This is a genomic window from Acidovorax sp. SUPP3434 (assembly GCF_030159015.1).
Lineage (GTDB): Bacteria > Pseudomonadota > Gammaproteobacteria > Burkholderiales > Burkholderiaceae_C > Paracidovorax.
This window is the reverse complement of sequence record NZ_BQXL01000004.1, coordinates 37,698-53,281: the sequence shown is the minus strand read 5'-3', so window position 1 is coordinate 53,281 and position 15,584 is coordinate 37,698. Positions and strand designations below refer to the sequence as shown.

Below are 15,584 nucleotides of genomic sequence, written 5' to 3'. Positions count from 1 at the left end.
CCGCGCGCGATCGATCAGCCCACGGGGCCGCGCGAGCGCTGCCCCTCGGCCAGCAGCCACTCGCGGAACGCGGCGAACGCCGGCAGCTTGAGCCGCCCCGGGTGGTAGCACAGGTAGTGGCCCTGGTCGATGGCCACGGGCTCGCCGCAGGGGCTCACCAGCGCGCCCTCAGCCAGTTCCTCCTGCACCAGCACCCGGGGGACCAGGCCGATGCCCAAGCCCGCGAGCGCGGCCTGGATGAGCGGCGCGTACTGCGCAAAGCGCGGCCCCGCTGCCGTGTGCGCCGCGGCCACCCCGTGCTGCGCGGCCCACTGGCGCCAGGCGGTGGGCGCATTTTCGTGGTGCAGCAAGGTGTGCCCCAGCAGGTCCTCGGGCCGGGCGATGCGGTGGTGCGCGTCCACCAGCGTGCGCGCCGCCACCAGCACGAATTCGCGCCCCGCGATGTATTCGGACACCACGCCGGGCCAGCCGTCCGGCCCGTAGCGGATGGCCGCGTCCACGCCGGGCGGCATGCCGTCGGTGGGCTCCAGGTGGCGGCTGAAGCTCAGGGTGACCTGGCGGCTTTGCTGGCGAAAGGCCGGCAGCCGGGGGATCAGCCACTTGGTGAGGAAGGTGGGCACGCTGGCCAGCGTGAGCAGCCCCGCCCCCGCATCGCCCGCCCGGGCCTCGAAGGTGGCCGCCTCGATGGCGCGCAGCCCGCCCGCCACCTTCTGCCAGTACACGTGGCCCTGGGGCGTGAGCTGCACGCCGCGCCCGCTTTTCTGCAGCAGCGGCCGGCCGATGAAGGCCTCCAGCCCAGCCACCTGCTTGCTGACCGCGCTCACCGTGACGCACAGCGCCTGCGCGGCCAGCGTGAGGCTTTCATACCGCGCCACGGCATCGAAGGCCAGCAGCTCCTGGATGGTGGGGCAGGTGCGCTTCATGCGGCCCCCTGGGCAACGCCCCGGCCGGCAATGCAGCCGGCTCGCATGACACGGATGTGAAAAACACTTTCCTTTTGCTCAAGCAACGTCATCCAGGTTTCACCCATCGATGGCACCGCTCTTCCTAGAATTTTGATGAACCTTCCACGCTGCCATTGGCAATGTGGCGTTTCAGGAAAGTATGCCGGGTCGCCCGGTGCCTGCAAAGCCCCTAGCCCGTCCCCTCCACCGGAGTCACCCCTTGGTCCGCGCCGCCGCCCTGCTCTACGCCGCCTACCTGCTGCTGCCCATCGCCCTGCTGCTGCTGGGCAGCGTGGGCGAGCGCTGGACGAACACGCTGCTGCCCACGGGCCTGACCGGCCGCTGGTACGCCGAACTGTGGGCCGACCCCGCGTTCCGCAAAGCCTTCGGCACCAGCCTGCTGGTGGCGCTGTCGGCCTGCGCCATCAACACGGTGCTGGCGCTGCCGCTGGCCCACGCGCTGTACCACGGCGCCCGCCGGGGCCGCGCCGGCATGGCGCGGCTGGTGAGCGCGCTGCCCATCGCCGTGCCGCCGGTCACGCTGGCGTTCGGCTACGTCATCGTGTTCAACACCGACGCCCTGCCCTGGCTGGGCTCGCTGCCGCTGCTGATCGCCGCGCACGCCGTCGCCACCCTGCCCTACCTCACCCAGACGCTGCTGGCCGACCTGCGCCACCAGGACCTGGCCCGGCTGGAGGCCGCCGCCGCCACGCTGGGTGCCTCGGGCTGGCGCCAGTTCACCACCGTGGTGCTGCCCAGCCTGCGCCAGAGCCTGCTCAGCGGCCTGGTGATGGTGGCGGCGCTGTCGGTGGGCGAGTTCAACCTGTCCAACCTGCTGGCGGGCTTCCAGAGCCGCACGTACCCGGTGTTGCTGCTGCAGGCCTTCTACGGCGCCACCGGCTTCGCCTGCGCGGCCACGGTGGTGCTGCTGGTGCTGGCGGGTTCGGCGGCGCTCTTTTCCTCGTCCCTCGTGAAACACCGCCCATGAGCCTCGTTCTCCAAGACGTCCACTACCGCTACCCGGACAGCCCGCACGGGCTGCACGGCGTGTCCCTGGAGGTCGCCACCGGCGAGCTGGTGGCGGTCATCGGCCCGAGCGGATCGGGCAAGTCCACGCTGCTGCAGCTCGTCGCAGGCCTGCAGGGCGCGGGCCATGGCGGGCGCATCCTGCTGGCCGGCGAAGACCTCGCCCACACGCCGGTGCACCGCCGCGGCATCGGCATGGTGTTCCAGAACTACGCGCTGTTCCCGCACTTGCCGGTGATCGACAACGTGGCCTACGGCCTGCACATGCGCGGCGTGCCGGCCCCCGAACGCCGGCGCCGCGCGCTGGCGCTGCTGGAGACGGTGGGCCTGGCCGACCGCGCCGCGCACCCGGTGGCGCGGCTGTCGGGCGGCCAGCAGCAGCGCGTGGCCCTGGCCCGCGCGCTGGCCATCGACCCGCGCGCGCTGCTGCTGGACGAGCCGCTGTCCGCCCTGGACGCCAGCGTGCGCGGCCACCTGCGCGACGAGATCCGCCAGCTGCAGCGGCGCTTCGGCGCGACCACGCTGCTGGTCACGCACGACCAGGAAGAGGCCCTGGCCATGGCCGACCGCGTGGCCCTGCTGCAGGACGGGCGCCTGCTGCAGTTCGCCACGCCGCGCCAGCTCTACGAGGCGCCCGCCAGCCGCGCGGTGGCGCGGTTCGTGGGCCTGTCCACCGTCTGGCCCGCCACCGTGGCGGGGCCGGACCGCATCGACCTGGGCTTTGCGACGCTCTGCACACCCACCGGCCCGCGCACCCCGGGGCAGGCCGTGCACGCCCTGGTGCGCCCCGAGCACGTGCGGCCCGACCCGGCCCTGCGCGCCGCCAACCGCCTGGAAGGGCGGACCGGCGCGCTGCGCTACCTGGGCAGCACCACGCGCTACGACTTCGCGGTGCCCGGCGCGCCCACGCCGCTGCTGGCCGAGTCGCCGCAGCCGGCCCAGGCCGCCGTCGCCATCGCGCCCGAGCACATCCGCCTGCTGGACGACTGACCGCACGGCGCTGCCCGCCCCCATCCGATTACCCCCATTCCCACCGACCCTTTCGGAGATTTCCCCATGCAACGCAGACAACTCATCCAGGCCGCCGGCGCCATGCCGCTGGCCGCCCTCGCGCCCGCCGCCTTCTCGTTCGACGGCCCCGAGCTGTACGCCGGCGAGAAGGCGCTCTACCAGGCCGCGCAGAAGGAAGGCCTGTGCGTGTCGTTCGACACCGGCCCCGAATGGGCGAACTGGAAGGCGCTGTTTCGCGAGTTCAAGAAGCGCTACCCCGAGATCGAGCTGACCTACAACGACATCGGCTCGGCCGCCACCGTGCTGGCGCTGGAGAAGACCCGCCGCCGCCCCCAGGCCGACACCGCCTACTACTTCGCGGCCTCGGCCGTGGACGCCGCCGCCAAGGACGTGGTGGCCCCGTTCAAGCCGGTGAACTTCGAGCACCTGCCACCGGTGTTCCGCGAGGCCGAAGGCCGCTGGTTCACCATCCACACGCTCAACATCGCCTTCCTGGTGAACCGCCAGCTCGTGAAGACCGTGCCCACCGGCTGGGCCGACCTGCTGCGGCCCGAGTACCGCAACGCCGTGGTGTACCTGGACCCGCGCACCGCCGGCGTGGGCCAGGTGGTGGCGTTCGCCGCCGCCTACGCCATGGGCGGCAGCGTGGACGACGTCAAGCCCGGCACCGACTACCTGGGCCGCCTGCATGCGGCCGGCAACGTGCTGCGCGTGGAGGGCACCACGCCGTACGCCAAGTTCCTCAAAGGCGAGATCCCCATCTGGATCGGCTACGAGAACGACGGCCTCAAGGCGAAGCACGTGGACGGCATGGGCGATGCGCTGGAGGTGGTGATCCCCCGCGAGGCCAGCGTGGCCGCGCCCTATGCCATCAGCCTCGTCAAGAACGGACCCAACCCCAACGCCGGCAAGCTGTGGCTGAACTTCACCATGAGCCAGGCCGGCCAGGCGCTGTTCGCCCAGGGCTTCGTGCGCCCCGCCGTGCCGGGCGTGCCGCTGGCCGCCGACATCGCCGCGAAGATGCCCGCCGCGCCGCAGATCCGCCCACTGGACGTGGTGAAGGCCTCCGCGCGCAAGGCCGAGGTGGACCGCCTCTGGGCCGAGGCCACCGTGGGCCGCTGAACGCCATGCGGCGATTCGGTGCCTGGCCCGCCTGGGCCTTCATGGCGCTCTTTCTGGCCGTGCCGCTGGCGGCGCTGCTGCCCGAGGCCCTGGCCGGCCACGGCGCGGCCTTCGGGCGGCTGCTGCACCACCCGCTGTTCGCGGGCGCGCTGCGCAACACGCTGCTGCTGGGGCTGGGCAGCGGCGCGGTGTCGGCCGTGGTGGGCAGCTGCCTGGCTCTCGAACTGGCACGCCAGCCCGAGGGCCGGCGCCGCTGGCTCATGGCGATGCTGGGGCTGCCGCTGGCCTTCTCGGGGCTGGTGATCGCCTACGGCTTCATCCTGGCGTTCGGCCGCGCGGGCCTGGTCACGCAGCTGGCCGCCCGGCTGGGCGCCGACCCCGCCGTGGTGGGCGGCTGGATCTACAGCGTGGGCGGCCTGGGCCTGGCCTATGCCTACTACCTCGTGCCGCGCGTGGCCCTGTCGCTGTACCCCGTGTTCGCGCACCTGGACCTGCGGCCCCTGGCCGCCGCGCGCACGCTGGGCGCCACGCCGCTGCGCGCGTTCTGGGACACCGTGGTGCCCGAGGTGGCGCCCTCCGTGCTCGCCAGCGCCTGCACCGTGGCCGCGCTGGCCATGGGCACCTACGGCACGGCGCTGGCGCTGGTGGGCACGCAGCTGAACATCCTGCCGCTGATGCTGCTCGCGCAGGTCAGCGACGGGGGCAACGACTTTTCCATGGCGGCGGCGCTCTCGCTGGTGCTCATGGTCGTGTGTGTGATCGTGATGGGAGTTGGAGATGTGGCCACCCGCCAACGGGAGCGCGATGCTTCCCGAAACCACCGTTGAGGCGCTGGCGCGGCTGGCCGCCCGCCAGCGCGGCCCGCGCCGCCATGCCCAGCCGGTGGGCGTCATCGGCCCCGGCGACGGCGGCGTGCGCGAATGCCAGGCCGCCTACGCCGTGGGGCGCCACCTGGCCGCCGCCGGCATGGCCATCGTCTGCGGCGGGCGCGGCGGCGTGATGGCCGCGGCCTCGCGCGGCGCGCACGACGCGGGCGGCATCACCATCGGCCTGCTGCCCGAGGACGACGACCGCCACGCCAACGAATGGCTCAGCGTGGCCGTGCCCACCGGCATGGGCGAGATGCGCAACGCCCTCATCGCGCGCAGCAGCCGCTGCCTGGTGGCCGTGGGCGGCGGCATGGGCACGCTGTCGGAGATGGCGCTGGGCCTCAAGTGGGGCAAGCCGGTGTACGTGCTGCACGGCGACATCGCCCTGCCCGGCGCCGTGCCGGTGGCGGACCTGGGCGAACTGCTGGGCGCGGTGGCCGCCTGCCTGCTGGACTGAAGGCGCCCGGGCGGGGGGAGAAGGGGGCGTTCGCAGCCTTTTCGAACCTTTCAGGCCGCACGCCGGGAGATTGATTGCCCTGTTAGCTATAAAAATAGTAGCAAATGCCCCGGCCGGCGAATCCGGAACCGTTTGTGTATCGTGCAGGCATGACGACCGCCACCTCCCCCCACGACGACGCCCCGGCCGCCTCCGGCATCCACAGCTACGAGCCGCGCCAGGGCCACGGCCTGCCGCACGACCCCTTCAACGCCATCGTGGGGCCGCGCCCCATCGGCTGGATCGCCTCGCGCAGCGCGGCCGGCGTGCTCAACCTGGCGCCCTACAGCTTCTTCAACGCCTTCAACTACACGCCGCCCATCATCGGATTCGCCAGCATCGGCGCCAAGGACACGCTCGCCAACATCCAGGCCACGGGCGAGTTCGTCTGGAACCTGGCCACCCGCCCGCTGGCCGAGGCCATGAACCGGACCTGCGCCGCCGTGCCGCCCGAGGTGGACGAGTTCACGCTCGGCGGCCTCACCCCCGCGGCCTCGCGGATCGTGTCCGTGCCCCGCGTCGCCGAAAGCCCGGTGGCCATGGAATGCCGCCGCACGCAGATCGTGCAGCTCGAGGGCGCGGACGGCGAGAAGGTGCCCACCTGGCTGGTGCTGGGCGAGGTGGTGGCGGTGCACATCGACCGCGCGCTACTCAAGGACGGGGTGTACGACACGGCCCATGCCGGGCACATCCTGCGCGCGGGCGGCCCGGCGGACTATTTCACGGTGGGGCCGGAGCAGTTGTTCAAGATGCACCGGCCGCGCTGAGCGGGCCTGGGCGGGGCCGGCCAGCGGCTATGCTCCACCAACCCTTTTCCATTCCACTGCAGAGAACCGACACCATGAACCCCACCCGACTGATCGCCATCGTTTTGATCGTGGCCGGCGCCCTGGGCCTGGCCTACGGCGGCTTCAGCTACACGAAGGACACCACCGTGGTGAAGGTCGGTCCGCTGGAAATCTCGGCCAAGGAGAAGGAGACCGTCAACATCCCGCTGTGGGTGGGCATCGGCGCCATCGCCGTCGGCGGCCTGCTGCTGGTGCTGGGCGCGAAGAAGTGATGCGCAGGCACGGCCCGCAGCCGGCCCCTGCGCGGTGCGGGGTGGCTGCGATGGAACGGGACGGCCCGGCATGAGGGCCGCCGCGCTGCGCCGCTTCGCCGTGCGCTGCTGGTTCGGCCTGCTGTGCATCGTCCTCGGCCTCGCGCCGGTGCTGCTGCTCTTGCTGTCGTGGCCGCTGCTGCGCCTGCTCGGCTGCGAAGGCAACGAGGGCTCGGGCATGCAATGCGCCGCGGCCCCCGGGCTGTCGGACGCGGCGTATTCGGTGCTCATGATCGGTGCGTGGGGGTCGATGTTCACGCTGCCCTCCGCGCTGATGCTGTACCTGGCCGGGGTGGGGGTGCGCTGGCTGGCGCGCCCGCCAGTGCAGCGGTAAGGCCGGCGCAATACACCGCCGAAGACGTTCGCCTCCCGGGCATTCGTGGCCGGGAGCGGTCAGCGCGTGAAGTCGGCCACCACCTTGCCGATGCGGGGGCCGGTGCGACTGCGTTCGATGGCCGCCGGGATGCCATTGAAATCCACGACGTCGCTGAGCCTGGAGATCAGCGAGCCTTGGGCAATTTCCTGCGCGAACTGCGCCAGGAGCACCGCGTCCGCCTGGTTCACGAACCACAGTCCGCGACGGCCGGCAGGGGTGCGTGCGGCGATGTCGGGCGCGGCTGCGCTGACGATGGCGCCGCCTTCGGCCAGCACGGCCCACGAGCGATCGAGCGCCTCGCCGCCAGCGTAGTCCAGCACCAGGCCGATGCCCTGCGCCACTGACTCGAAACGCTCGCTTCGGTGGTCGATGACGTGGTCCGCGCCCAGGCTTCGGACATGGTCAAGGTGCGCTGCGGAGGCCGTGGCGAAGACCTCGGCGCCGGCCCGCTTGGCGTACTGCACGGCATAGCCGCCCAGCCCTCCCGCAGCGCCGTGGATCAGGATGCGCTGGCCTGCCGCGATGGGCCCCGCCTGGTGCAGGCTCTGCCAGGCCGCGACGGCCGCCACAGGAATGCCGGCGGCCTGCACATCGTCCAGCCCCGCGGGCGTGTGCACCAGGTTCGCCTCGGCCACCGGCACGAATTCCGTGTACGCGCCGAGCCGGCCCAGCGGGCCCATGACGCGGTCGCCGACCCGAAAGCGCGAGGCCCCCGGCCCGACAGCCTCGACGGTGCCGGCCAACTCGATGCCGAGCACCGCAGGCAGGGGAATCGGGAAAGCCTTCTGGACCAGGCCTTCGCGGACTTTCCAGTCGATGCCGTTCACGCCGGCCGCGCGAACCCGGACCAGCACCTGGCCGTCGCCAGCGGAGGGTTTCGGGATCTCGCCGATCTCGGCGGCCGACGCGCCGCCGTAGGCGCGGATCAGGACCGCGCGTTGGGTCGTTGTCATGGGAGGTTCTCCTGTCCAGGTGTCGATGGCGGGGCGCGCCGTTTCAGGCGGCTGCGCCGGCCAGGCCCGGGTAGTCCGTGTAGCCCTTGGCACCACCGCCGTAGTAGGTGTTGTGGTCCGGCGCATTCATCGGGGCGTTGGTTTTCAGGCGCTCGACGAAGTCGGGGTTGGCCAGCACCATCTGTCCGTAGGCTTCCAGATCGGCCAGGCCCGACGCCAGGTCGGTGCCGATCTGCTCGCGTGCACGCCCCGGGCGGTTCACGATGAGCGTGCCGCGCCAGAGCTTGCGAATGTCCGCCACCAGGGCTTCGTCGCCCACGTGCATCACATGCGCATAAGCCAGGCCCAGCCGGGAGAGTTCGGCGCTCAGGTAGCGGTACAGGGCCGGCCCTTCGACCCCCTCATCGATGCCCCCCAACTGGACGCCGGGCGACAAGCGAATGGCGGTACGGTCCGCACCGATTTCCTCGGCGATCGCGGTGGCCACTTCGATCGCGAAACGGGCGCGGTTCTCGATCGATCCGCCGTACTGGTCGGTGCGGATGTTGGCGCTCGGGGCGAAGAACTGCTGGACCAGATAGCCATTCGCGCCGTGGATTTCGACGCCGTCGGCACCCGCCTCGATCGCCCGGCGAGCGGCCAGACGAAAGTCCGCCACGGTCTGTTGGATCTCCTCGGTGGTCAGCGCGCGCGGCTCGGGGATGGGCTGCATGCCCGTCATCGTGAACATCGGCGCGCCGGGCGCGATCGCAGAGGGGGCCACGGCCTGCCGGTGGTGGGGCGTGTTATCGGGGTGCGACATGCGGCCCACGTGCATGAGCTGGATGAACAGGCGCGCGCCCTTGGCGTGCACGGCGCCAGTGATGGCCTGCCAGCCGGCCACATGGGCATCGGTGTAGATGCCGGGGGTGGTGAGATAGCCCTGGCCGTCGTCGGAAGGCTGCGTGCCTTCGGAGACGATCAGCCCGACATCGGCGCGCTGCGCGTAGTAGGTGGCCGCGAGGGCCGTGGGCGTGCCGTCGGGCGCGGCGCGGGAACGGGTCATCGGCGCCATCACGAGGCGGTTCGAGAGGGTGTAGCGGCCGACAGTGGCAGGGCTGAAAAGGGCGGTCATGGGTTTCTCCGGTTGCGAAGCTGCATCTTCGATTAACCTACCCGTGAGATAAAGATGGTTTGATGGGAATGATTGATCCAAAAATGACGCAATGGCCCTCGAATACCTGAACGACATGGCGCTTTTCGTGGAGGTGGTGAAAGCCAAGAGCTTTCGCGCGGCCGGCGATGCGACGGGGGTGCCCAACTCGACCTTGTCGCGCCGGATCGGCGCGCTGGAGAAATCGATCGGCCTGCGCCTGCTGCACCGCACGACCCGCAGGATCGAGCTGACCGAGGCGGGGCAGATCTACTACGAGCGCTGCCGGCGCATCGTCGAGGAAGCGCGGATCGCGCACGAGCAGCTGGGCGACCTGCTGGCCCAGCCCAGCGGGGTGCTGCGTGCCTCGCTGCCGGTGGACTTTGCGACCATCTACGTGGCGCCGCTGATCGCGGAGTTCGCCCGCCGCTATCCGGGCATCGCCTTCGATCTGGACCTCAGCCCGCGCCGGGTGGACCTGGTGGCCGAGCCCTTCGATGTGGCCATCCGCATGGGCGAGCAGCCGGACTCGACGCTGGTCGCGCGCCAGCTGGCCCGCCTGACCACCCACCTGTACGCATCGCCCCGCTATCTGCAGGCAGCGGGCGAGCCCACAGATCCTGACGCGCTGTCACAGCATGAGTGCATCGGCTCTCCGAAGCTCGGCCCGTGGGTGCTGAACGCCGACGAGGGAGGGGCCACCGTGGAAGTCGCTATCGGCCAGCGCTTCAAGGTCAACAGCGTGGGGATGTGCCGCAGCCTGGCCGTGCTGGACCAGGGCATCGCGCTGCTGGCGGAAGGCGTCGTCGCGGACCACGTGGCCGAGGGGCGCCTGCGCCGCATCCTGCCGGGCTGGTACGGAACGCCCGTCCCGGTCTACGCCTTGACCGAAACGCGGCTCCTGCCGGCGAAAACGCTGCGTTTCATCGAGTTCCTGCAGGAGCGGCTGGCCACCGGTCCGTGAAGCCGGCCGCAAGGTGCACGGCCCGGTCGCCCCGGCCGCCGCACCCGCGCCGTTCAGCCCCCGGACGGCCCCTGGTGGAACACCAGGTCCTGCACCGGCTGGCCGCCCACCAGGTGGCTTTCGATGATGCGGTCCATGTTGGCGGGCGTGACGTCGTAGTACCAGGTGCCGTCGGGCTGCACGCACATCACCGGCCCGCCCTTGCAGGCGGCGAAGCAGCTCACGCGGCTGCGCTTGACGCGCAGCTCGCCATCGTTCAGGCCCGCGGCCTTGAACTTGTCGCCCAGGCTGTCGAACAGGGCCTGCGCCTGGCCGTCTTCGGCGCAGCGCGGGCCGGTGCAGATGAGGATGTGGCGGCGGTAGGCACCGATCTTCGGCCGGATGGCCACGCGCACCCCTTCGGGCGCTGCGGTCGTGGCGGTGGCGGTGGTGGGGTCTTGCTGGCTCATGCCTCTTCCTCGGTGGTGGCGACGGCCTCGGCCGCCAGGGGCTGGGCCAGGGTGTCGCGAATGTAATCGGCCGGCAGGCGATGGCGCCGGGCCAGGGCCTCGATGCTCTCGCCGGCCGCGTGGTCGAGCTGCAGATTCTCCAGCCAGCCGTTGAGGCCGGTGGAGAGCGACCGGCCCGGCCGCTCTCCGGCCCGCGTGGCGCCGCCGCCCTCCACGTCGTACTTGTTGGCATAGCCACGCGGGGTGACCATGAGGCCGTGCTGCACGATGGTGTTGCTGTTGCCGATCAGCACGGTGCTGAGCATGCCGATGTCGGCATCGCACATGGTGGCCAGCGTGGCGAACTCGATGCGCTCGCGGCGGCGGTAAGCGCTCTTGACGATGGCCACCGGCGTGTCCGGACTGCGGTGGCGCAGAAAGAGGCGCTGCGCCTCCTCGATCTGCCGCGTGCGCCGGCCGCTCTTGGGGTTGTAGAGCGCGACCACGAAGTCGGCCAGTGCGGCGGCGTCGAGCCGGCGCGCGATGGTGGGCCAGGGCGTGAGCAGATCGGACAGCGAGATGGCGCAGAAGTCGTGCGTGAGCGGCGCGCCCACGCGGGCGGCGCAGCTGTTGATGGCCGAGGCGCCGGGCACGATCTCGACCTCGATGCCGCCGGGCTCGACCACGCCGTTCTCGTCGAAGGCGGGCGGCGTCCAGCCGGCCTGGAACAGCACCTCGAACGTGGGGCCGGCCATGCCGTACACGCCCGCATCGCCCGAGGAGATGAGCGCCACCTTCTTGCCCTCGCGGGCGCGGGCCAGCGATTCGATGGCGCGGTCCAGCTCCTCGGTCATGGACTTGCGGATGATCTCCTTGCCCTCGATGAGATCGGCCACCAGCTTGATGTAGGTGACGTAGCCGATGATGGTGTCGGCCTCGGCGATGGCGGCGCGCGCACGCGCCGTCATGTGGTCTGTGCTGCCGGGGCCGATGCCCACGAGCATGATCTTTCCTGCGGACATGGTCTCGGGGCCCCTCACGCAGCGGCCGCCGGGGCGGGAGATGCGACGCGCTGCAGCGTGCGCTCGTCGATGCAGGCGGCCAGCCAGCGGCGGCCGCGCAGGCGGGCGGCGCCCAGCGTGATGCCGATGGTGAGCAGCGGCTCCACCGCCACGAGGCTCAGGTACGACGCGGCGAACAGCGCCCAGTCGGCCACGGGCGCCGCATCGCTGCTGATGGACAGCCAGAAGCCCACCATGAGCGTCACGCCGGCGTAGTACATGGCGTCGAGCTTGAGCACGTTGGCCACGCTGATGCGCTGCATGCGCTTTCCGAGGCCGTGGTGCACGGCCACCAGCGGCACGGCCAGGCTCAGGAAGTTGATGGCCAGGTGCGCCAGGTCCTGCGGTTCGAACACGAGGGCCTGGGCCAGCAGCCCCAGCCCGAAGCCGAACAGCGTGGGAATGAAGCCGAACAGCAGGTAGATGGGCATGGCGCCCACGAAGTGCAGCTCCGACGGCCCCACGGGCATGTGCCAGACCTGCATGAGCACGCTGAAGAAGAAGGCCGCCAGCACCGTGCGCAGCCAGGCGGTGGGGCTTTTGAGCAGGGGCAGCGCGTGCGCGCCCAGCAGCGCCGTGGCGGCGACGGAGGCAAAAGCGATCTTGTCCTGCGAAAGGATGCCGATTTCGATGTGCATGGTGTGAACCTTTTGGGGTGAAGAAGGGGAAAAATCGGAACGAAGGGATCAGCCGGCCGCGTGCGCCATGCGCGCGATCGACACGGTGGCGTTGCGGCCGTCTTCGCCGCGCAGCCGGTGCTTTTCCACCAGCAGGGCGGATGCATCGTGCGCGGCGCCGGCCGCCAGCAGCGCCGCGGCCTCGCTGACCGACGGGGTGCCCATGTAGCGCAGCACCGTGGCCGAAGGATTGGGCACGGGCACCGCCGCCAGTTGCGCGGCGGTGTACCACTGCAGCGGCCAGCCGTGGCGCGCCGCCAATGCGAGAAAGGCGGCCTCGTCGGCCTTGGCGGCGATGCTGGCGGCGGCAGCCACGTGGCGCAGGTCGGCGGGCACCTGCGCCAGGGCTTGCAGCAGGCAGGCCTGAACGGTGGCCTCGGGCGTGCCGCGGTCGCAGCCCAGGCCGATGGCCAGCCGCAGCCCACCGGTGCCGGGTGCCGCCGTCATGCCGCAGCGCCCTCCAGCGGCGGGCGGTAGACCACCAGGCGCTCTTGCAGGGCCTGCCACTGCTCGGGCGGCACCGGCGCATGGGTGACCCACAGCACGGCCCGGTAGTGCGCCAGGTCGACATCGTCCAGGCGGTCGAAGCAGGCGATGTTGGCGGGCAGCGGCGTGGGGCGGTTCCACCAGTCGCGGCGGCCGGCCTCCTGCACCACGGCGATGGGCTCGCCGTTGACGACGTGGGCCGACACGCGCGTGATGTTGATCTTGGGCGCCTCCACGCGCCAGCCCAGGTGGCGCCCGAGGATGTCCACGGGAATGGTCTTGCCCACGTCCGACGCGGTGGTGAGCACGGGCGTGGCGCCGATCAGCGCGGCGATGCGCTCGCTCCAGTCGTTGGCGCCGCCCACATGGCCCGACAGCACGGGGATCACGAACTGGCCCGCGTCGTCCACCACCGTCACGCCGGGGTCCTCGTCCTTGGATTTCAGCACCGGCGCGATGAGCCGCACCACGGCGCCGAGCGAGACGAAGAACACCAGCTGGTCGTAGGCGGCGAAGAGCGGCGCGATCTCGTCGCGCAGCGCGCCTTCGTAGGCCCGCACGGTGTTGGGCAGGCCCTCGAACGCGCTGGCGAACTTGGCCGCGGTGCACACATGGGCCTGCGGCACGTCGCGGGCCAGCTGCGCGGCCTGCGCGGCGCCGTGGCGGGTGATGGCGACGAGGCACACGCGCACGGCCTCCAGCGGCTGCGCGGGCGCGGAGAGCACCACGGCGGGGGTGGCGGTGGGGGAATTCATTCGTCTGCCTCCATTTCGGCAAGTGGAAGGCCCAGGGCGCCGGTGAGCGGCGCAGTGGGCGAAGTTTTCTTGAGGCAGCCCTTGATGCGCTCGCCGCGGATGCGGTGCGGGTTCTTGACCACCATGAGCGAGAGGTAGCTGACCTTGGTGCCGCGCAGGGCCGGCAGGTCTGGGCCGTTCACGCAGCGCTCGTCGGGCGCACCCACGCGCTCGATGAACTGCGTGTGCGGCAGCAGCCCGCGCCGCACGAGCCAGTCGATGAGCTCGTCCATGAGCGGCTTGACCTTCATGAGCACCAGGGTGTCGAAGTCGGGCAGCAGGCGGTCCACCGCGCCCACGCCGTAGGCGGCGGGGACGATGGCGACGGTGTCGTCCTGCTCGGCCAGCGGCATGCCGCGCGCGGCACAGGCGGCGGTGAAGGCATTCACGCCCGCGATCACAGGCACCTCGATGCGCGCATCCAGCGCCCGCACGGTGCGCGCCAGGTGGCCGAAGGTGGCATAGGTGCTGGCATCGCCCTCCACCAGGAACAGCACGTCCTGCCCGGCCTGCAGCCAGGGCAGCACGGCGGCGGCGGCGCGCGCCCAGGCGCGGGCGAGCTTGTCGCCGTCGTGCGTCATGGGGAACAGCAGCGTCTGGTGCGTGGCGGGCGGCGTCAATCCTGCGCGCTGCACGATGTCGAAGGCGTAGCTGGGCGTCTTGGTGCTGCGGGCCGGGTAGGTCCACACGGCATCGCTGCGCTGCAGCTGCGCCCAGGCCGCGCGGGTGATGAGGCCGGGGTCGCCGGGGCCGAGCGACACGCCGATGAGGCGGCCCAGGGCGGCGCTGGACGGGGTCGTATCGGTCATGCGCCCTCCTCCACCACCGCCGCTGCCGGGGCCTCCGTGCCCACGGCCTGCGCGCAGACGATCCACACCGGGTTCTCGGCGGCCATGCGGTGCATGTGCAGGATGGGCTTGCTGCGCGCGGCCTGCAGCTGCAGCACGTCCCACGCGGCACCCGCGGCCTGCAGGGCCTGCGTGGAAGCGGCCAGGTTCTCCAGCGTGACGAAGTTCATCACCAGCCAGCCGCCCGGGCGCAGGCGTTCCAGGCACAGCGCGATCAGCTCGGCCAGCTCGCCGCCCGAGCCGCCGATGAAGACGGCGTCCGGGTCGGGCCACGCATCCAGCCCCTCGGGCGCCTTGCCGTGCACCAGCGTGTGGTTGGACACGCCGAAGGCCTGCACGTTCTGCCGCGCGATGGCCGCATCGGCCTCGTTCTTCTCGATGGCCCACACATGGCCCTGGGGGCACAGGCGCGCGGCCTCCAGCCCCACCGAGCCGCTGCCCGCGCCGATGTCCCACACCCGGCTGTCGGCGCGCAGCTGCAGGCGCGCCAGCGACACGGCACGCACCTCCTGCTTGGTGATGAGGCCCTTGTCCGGTTGGCGCTGGTGGTAGGCCGCATCGGGCAGGCCGAAGCGCACCGGCGCGGGCCGATGGCGCGTGCGCACCAGCAGCACCACGTTGGGGTCGGCGAAGGCCTGCTGCGCCGCGTCGGCCGGCGCCAGGTCGGCGCACACGCGCTCGTCGGCCGTGCACAGGCGCTCGGCCACGCTGAGCTGGAAGTCGTCCTGCAGGCCCTCGGCCACCAGCAGGCGGGCGATGCGCGCAGGCGTGTTGTCGGGGCTGGTGAGCACCGCCAGCCGGTCGTGCGCGCGCACGGCCTGCGCCAGCGCATACAGGCCGTGCGACGGCGCCGCGCCCTGCTGCCACTCGCCCGCATCCCTGGCATGCACCGAGACGATGCGCGCGTCCTGCCAGGCCAGCCCCAGGCGGGCGCAGGCCAGCTGCAGCGTGGAGACGTTGGGAATCACCTCGATGGCCTCGATGCACAGGCGCGAGGCCAGGTAGCTGGCGATGCCGTGGCACAGCGGGTCGCCCGTGGCCAGCACCACGCTGGCCTGCTGCGCCTCGCGCGCGGCGGCGATCCAGCCGGGCACGGCGGAGAGCTGCCCCGTGAGGTCGCGCCGCGTGGCGCCGGGAGCGATGTCGTCCTCGAACAGCGCGAGCGCGCGCGTGCCGCCCACCACCAGGTCGGCGCGGCGCAGCAGGGCCAGTGCGGTGGCGCCCAGGCTGGCCGCGCCGTCGTCGAGCACGCCGATGATGCGGCAGGGTTGGGGGTCGGGCATGGCGGTCGGGGCAGT

The 15,584-nt window shown here is 71.7% G+C and carries 19 protein-coding genes; 9 read left to right on the top strand and 10 right to left on the bottom strand.

Going from position 1 to position 15,584, the window contains the following annotated elements:
• Positions 1-14 precede the first annotated feature (14 nt).
• Positions 15-923: a LysR substrate-binding domain-containing protein gene (locus AVKW3434_RS09220; RefSeq protein WP_284397141.1), complete on the bottom strand. Its 909-nt coding sequence runs from the start codon at positions 921-923 to the stop codon at positions 15-17.
• Between the two features lie 181 nt (positions 924-1,104).
• Here AVKW3434_RS09220 and AVKW3434_RS09215 point away from each other — a divergent pair, with 181 nt between their 5' ends.
• The 8 genes from AVKW3434_RS09215 (at position 1,105) to AVKW3434_RS09180 (ending at position 6,901) form a co-directional block, all read left to right on the top strand.
• Positions 1,105-1,932: an ABC transporter permease gene (locus AVKW3434_RS09215; RefSeq protein WP_284405598.1), complete on the top strand. Its 828-nt coding sequence runs from the start codon at positions 1,105-1,107 to the stop codon at positions 1,930-1,932.
• Positions 1,929-2,960, top strand: coding sequence for an ABC transporter ATP-binding protein (locus tag AVKW3434_RS09210; protein WP_284405597.1), 1,032 nt, complete (start codon positions 1,929-1,931; stop codon positions 2,958-2,960). Before AVKW3434_RS09215 ends, AVKW3434_RS09210 begins: the two co-directional genes overlap by 4 nt.
• Before the next feature lie 102 nt (positions 2,961-3,062).
• Positions 3,063-4,103, top strand: coding sequence for an extracellular solute-binding protein (locus AVKW3434_RS09205; RefSeq protein WP_284405777.1), 1,041 nt, complete (start codon positions 3,063-3,065; stop codon positions 4,101-4,103).
• Positions 4,104-4,108: 5 nt separating this feature from the next.
• On the top strand, positions 4,109-4,930 hold the full coding sequence (locus tag AVKW3434_RS09200; protein WP_284405596.1) for an ABC transporter permease: 822 nt from the start codon (positions 4,109-4,111) through the stop codon (positions 4,928-4,930).
• Entirely contained in the window at positions 4,908-5,429 is a 522-nt protein-coding gene (locus AVKW3434_RS09195; protein ID WP_284405595.1) for a TIGR00725 family protein, read from the top strand. The genes AVKW3434_RS09200 and AVKW3434_RS09195 overlap by 23 nt, the downstream gene beginning before the upstream one ends.
• 149 nt (positions 5,430-5,578) lie before the next feature.
• Positions 5,579-6,235, top strand: coding sequence for a flavin reductase family protein (locus AVKW3434_RS09190; RefSeq protein WP_284405594.1), 657 nt, complete (start codon positions 5,579-5,581; stop codon positions 6,233-6,235).
• Positions 6,236-6,309: 74 nt separating this feature from the next.
• Positions 6,310-6,528 carry a hypothetical protein gene (locus AVKW3434_RS09185; protein WP_272566235.1) on the top strand — a complete coding sequence of 73 codons (219 nt, stop codon included), beginning with the start codon at positions 6,310-6,312 and terminating at the stop codon, positions 6,526-6,528.
• Positions 6,529-6,598: 70 nt separating this feature from the next.
• Complete coding sequence (locus tag AVKW3434_RS09180; RefSeq protein WP_284405593.1) at positions 6,599-6,901, top strand: hypothetical protein; 303 nt, start codon at positions 6,599-6,601, stop codon at positions 6,899-6,901.
• A 59-nt stretch (positions 6,902-6,960) separates the two neighbouring features.
• Here AVKW3434_RS09180 and AVKW3434_RS09175 read toward each other — a convergent pair whose 3' ends face one another.
• Both AVKW3434_RS09175 and AVKW3434_RS09170 read right to left on the bottom strand, forming a co-directional pair.
• A complete protein-coding gene (locus tag AVKW3434_RS09175; RefSeq protein WP_284405592.1) occupies positions 6,961-7,896 on the bottom strand; it encodes an NADP-dependent oxidoreductase in 936 nt (311 codons plus the stop codon).
• Between the two features lie 43 nt (positions 7,897-7,939).
• The gene (locus AVKW3434_RS09170; protein ID WP_284405591.1) at positions 7,940-9,010 is read right to left on the bottom strand and encodes an alkene reductase; all 1,071 of its coding nucleotides are present in this window, start codon (positions 9,008-9,010) and stop codon (positions 7,940-7,942) included.
• Between the two features lie 91 nt (positions 9,011-9,101).
• Here AVKW3434_RS09170 and AVKW3434_RS09165 point away from each other — a divergent pair, with 91 nt between their 5' ends.
• On the top strand, positions 9,102-9,992 hold the full coding sequence (locus AVKW3434_RS09165; protein ID WP_284405590.1) for a LysR family transcriptional regulator: 891 nt from the start codon (positions 9,102-9,104) through the stop codon (positions 9,990-9,992).
• A 53-nt stretch (positions 9,993-10,045) separates the two neighbouring features.
• Here the strand turns inward: AVKW3434_RS09165 and AVKW3434_RS09160 are convergent, their stop codons facing one another.
• From AVKW3434_RS09160 to cbiE, 7 genes are read right to left on the bottom strand one after another with little or no spacing between them, the layout of a single operon-like run.
• Positions 10,046-10,441: a (2Fe-2S) ferredoxin domain-containing protein gene (locus AVKW3434_RS09160; protein ID WP_272566243.1), complete on the bottom strand. Its 396-nt coding sequence runs from the start codon at positions 10,439-10,441 to the stop codon at positions 10,046-10,048.
• The gene (gene cobJ, locus AVKW3434_RS09155; RefSeq protein ID WP_272566244.1) at positions 10,438-11,442 is read right to left on the bottom strand and encodes a precorrin-3B C(17)-methyltransferase; all 1,005 of its coding nucleotides are present in this window, start codon (positions 11,440-11,442) and stop codon (positions 10,438-10,440) included. Before cobJ ends, AVKW3434_RS09160 begins: the two co-directional genes overlap by 4 nt.
• A 14-nt stretch (positions 11,443-11,456) precedes the next feature.
• Positions 11,457-12,119, bottom strand: a complete 663-nt coding sequence (locus tag AVKW3434_RS09150) for an energy-coupling factor ABC transporter permease (protein ID WP_272566245.1) — start codon at positions 12,117-12,119, stop codon at positions 11,457-11,459.
• Between the two features lie 48 nt (positions 12,120-12,167).
• On the bottom strand, positions 12,168-12,605 hold the full coding sequence (locus AVKW3434_RS09145) for a cobalamin biosynthesis protein (protein ID WP_284405589.1): 438 nt from the start codon (positions 12,603-12,605) through the stop codon (positions 12,168-12,170).
• Positions 12,602-13,399, bottom strand: coding sequence for a cobalamin biosynthesis central domain-containing protein (locus tag AVKW3434_RS09140; RefSeq protein ID WP_284405588.1), 798 nt, complete (start codon positions 13,397-13,399; stop codon positions 12,602-12,604). Before AVKW3434_RS09140 ends, AVKW3434_RS09145 begins: the two co-directional genes overlap by 4 nt.
• Positions 13,396-14,247, bottom strand: a complete 852-nt coding sequence (gene cobI, locus AVKW3434_RS09135; RefSeq protein ID WP_284405587.1) for a precorrin-2 C(20)-methyltransferase — start codon at positions 14,245-14,247, stop codon at positions 13,396-13,398. The genes AVKW3434_RS09140 and cobI overlap by 4 nt, the downstream gene beginning before the upstream one ends.
• On the bottom strand, positions 14,244-15,569 hold the full coding sequence (gene cbiE / locus AVKW3434_RS09130) for a precorrin-6y C5,15-methyltransferase (decarboxylating) subunit CbiE (protein WP_284405586.1): 1,326 nt from the start codon (positions 15,567-15,569) through the stop codon (positions 14,244-14,246). The genes cobI and cbiE overlap by 4 nt, the downstream gene beginning before the upstream one ends.
• Between the last annotated feature and the right edge of the window lie 15 nt (positions 15,570-15,584).

Excerpts from the sequence above, each read along its gene's own strand:
- AVKW3434_RS09220 (WP_284397141.1), bottom strand. The coding sequence starts at position 923 with ATGAAGCGCACCTGCCCCACCATCCAGGAGCTGCTGGCCTTCGATGCC.
- AVKW3434_RS09215 (WP_284405598.1), top strand. The coding sequence starts at position 1,105 with ATGCCGGGTCGCCCGGTGCCTGCAAAGCCCCTAGCCCGTCCCCTCCAC.
- AVKW3434_RS09210 (WP_284405597.1), top strand. The coding sequence starts at position 1,929 with ATGAGCCTCGTTCTCCAAGACGTCCACTACCGCTACCCGGACAGCCCG.
- AVKW3434_RS09205 (WP_284405777.1), top strand. The coding sequence starts at position 3,063 with ATGCCGCTGGCCGCCCTCGCGCCCGCCGCCTTCTCGTTCGACGGCCCC.
- AVKW3434_RS09200 (WP_284405596.1), top strand. The coding sequence starts at position 4,109 with ATGCGGCGATTCGGTGCCTGGCCCGCCTGGGCCTTCATGGCGCTCTTT.
- AVKW3434_RS09195 (WP_284405595.1), top strand. The coding sequence starts at position 4,908 with ATGCTTCCCGAAACCACCGTTGAGGCGCTGGCGCGGCTGGCCGCCCGC.
- AVKW3434_RS09190 (WP_284405594.1), top strand. The coding sequence starts at position 5,579 with ATGACGACCGCCACCTCCCCCCACGACGACGCCCCGGCCGCCTCCGGC.
- AVKW3434_RS09185 (WP_272566235.1), top strand. The coding sequence starts at position 6,310 with ATGAACCCCACCCGACTGATCGCCATCGTTTTGATCGTGGCCGGCGCC.
- AVKW3434_RS09180 (WP_284405593.1), top strand. The coding sequence starts at position 6,599 with ATGAGGGCCGCCGCGCTGCGCCGCTTCGCCGTGCGCTGCTGGTTCGGC.
- AVKW3434_RS09175 (WP_284405592.1), bottom strand. The coding sequence starts at position 7,896 with ATGACAACGACCCAACGCGCGGTCCTGATCCGCGCCTACGGCGGCGCG.
- AVKW3434_RS09170 (WP_284405591.1), bottom strand. The coding sequence starts at position 9,010 with ATGACCGCCCTTTTCAGCCCTGCCACTGTCGGCCGCTACACCCTCTCG.
- AVKW3434_RS09165 (WP_284405590.1), top strand. The coding sequence starts at position 9,102 with ATGGCCCTCGAATACCTGAACGACATGGCGCTTTTCGTGGAGGTGGTG.
- AVKW3434_RS09160 (WP_272566243.1), bottom strand. The coding sequence starts at position 10,441 with ATGAGCCAGCAAGACCCCACCACCGCCACCGCCACGACCGCAGCGCCC.
- cobJ (WP_272566244.1), bottom strand. The coding sequence starts at position 11,442 with ATGTCCGCAGGAAAGATCATGCTCGTGGGCATCGGCCCCGGCAGCACA.
- AVKW3434_RS09150 (WP_272566245.1), bottom strand. The coding sequence starts at position 12,119 with ATGCACATCGAAATCGGCATCCTTTCGCAGGACAAGATCGCTTTTGCC.
- AVKW3434_RS09145 (WP_284405589.1), bottom strand. The coding sequence starts at position 12,605 with ATGACGGCGGCACCCGGCACCGGTGGGCTGCGGCTGGCCATCGGCCTG.
- AVKW3434_RS09140 (WP_284405588.1), bottom strand. The coding sequence starts at position 13,399 with ATGAATTCCCCCACCGCCACCCCCGCCGTGGTGCTCTCCGCGCCCGCG.
- cobI (WP_284405587.1), bottom strand. The coding sequence starts at position 14,247 with ATGACCGATACGACCCCGTCCAGCGCCGCCCTGGGCCGCCTCATCGGC.
- cbiE (WP_284405586.1), bottom strand. The coding sequence starts at position 15,569 with ATGCCCGACCCCCAACCCTGCCGCATCATCGGCGTGCTCGACGACGGC.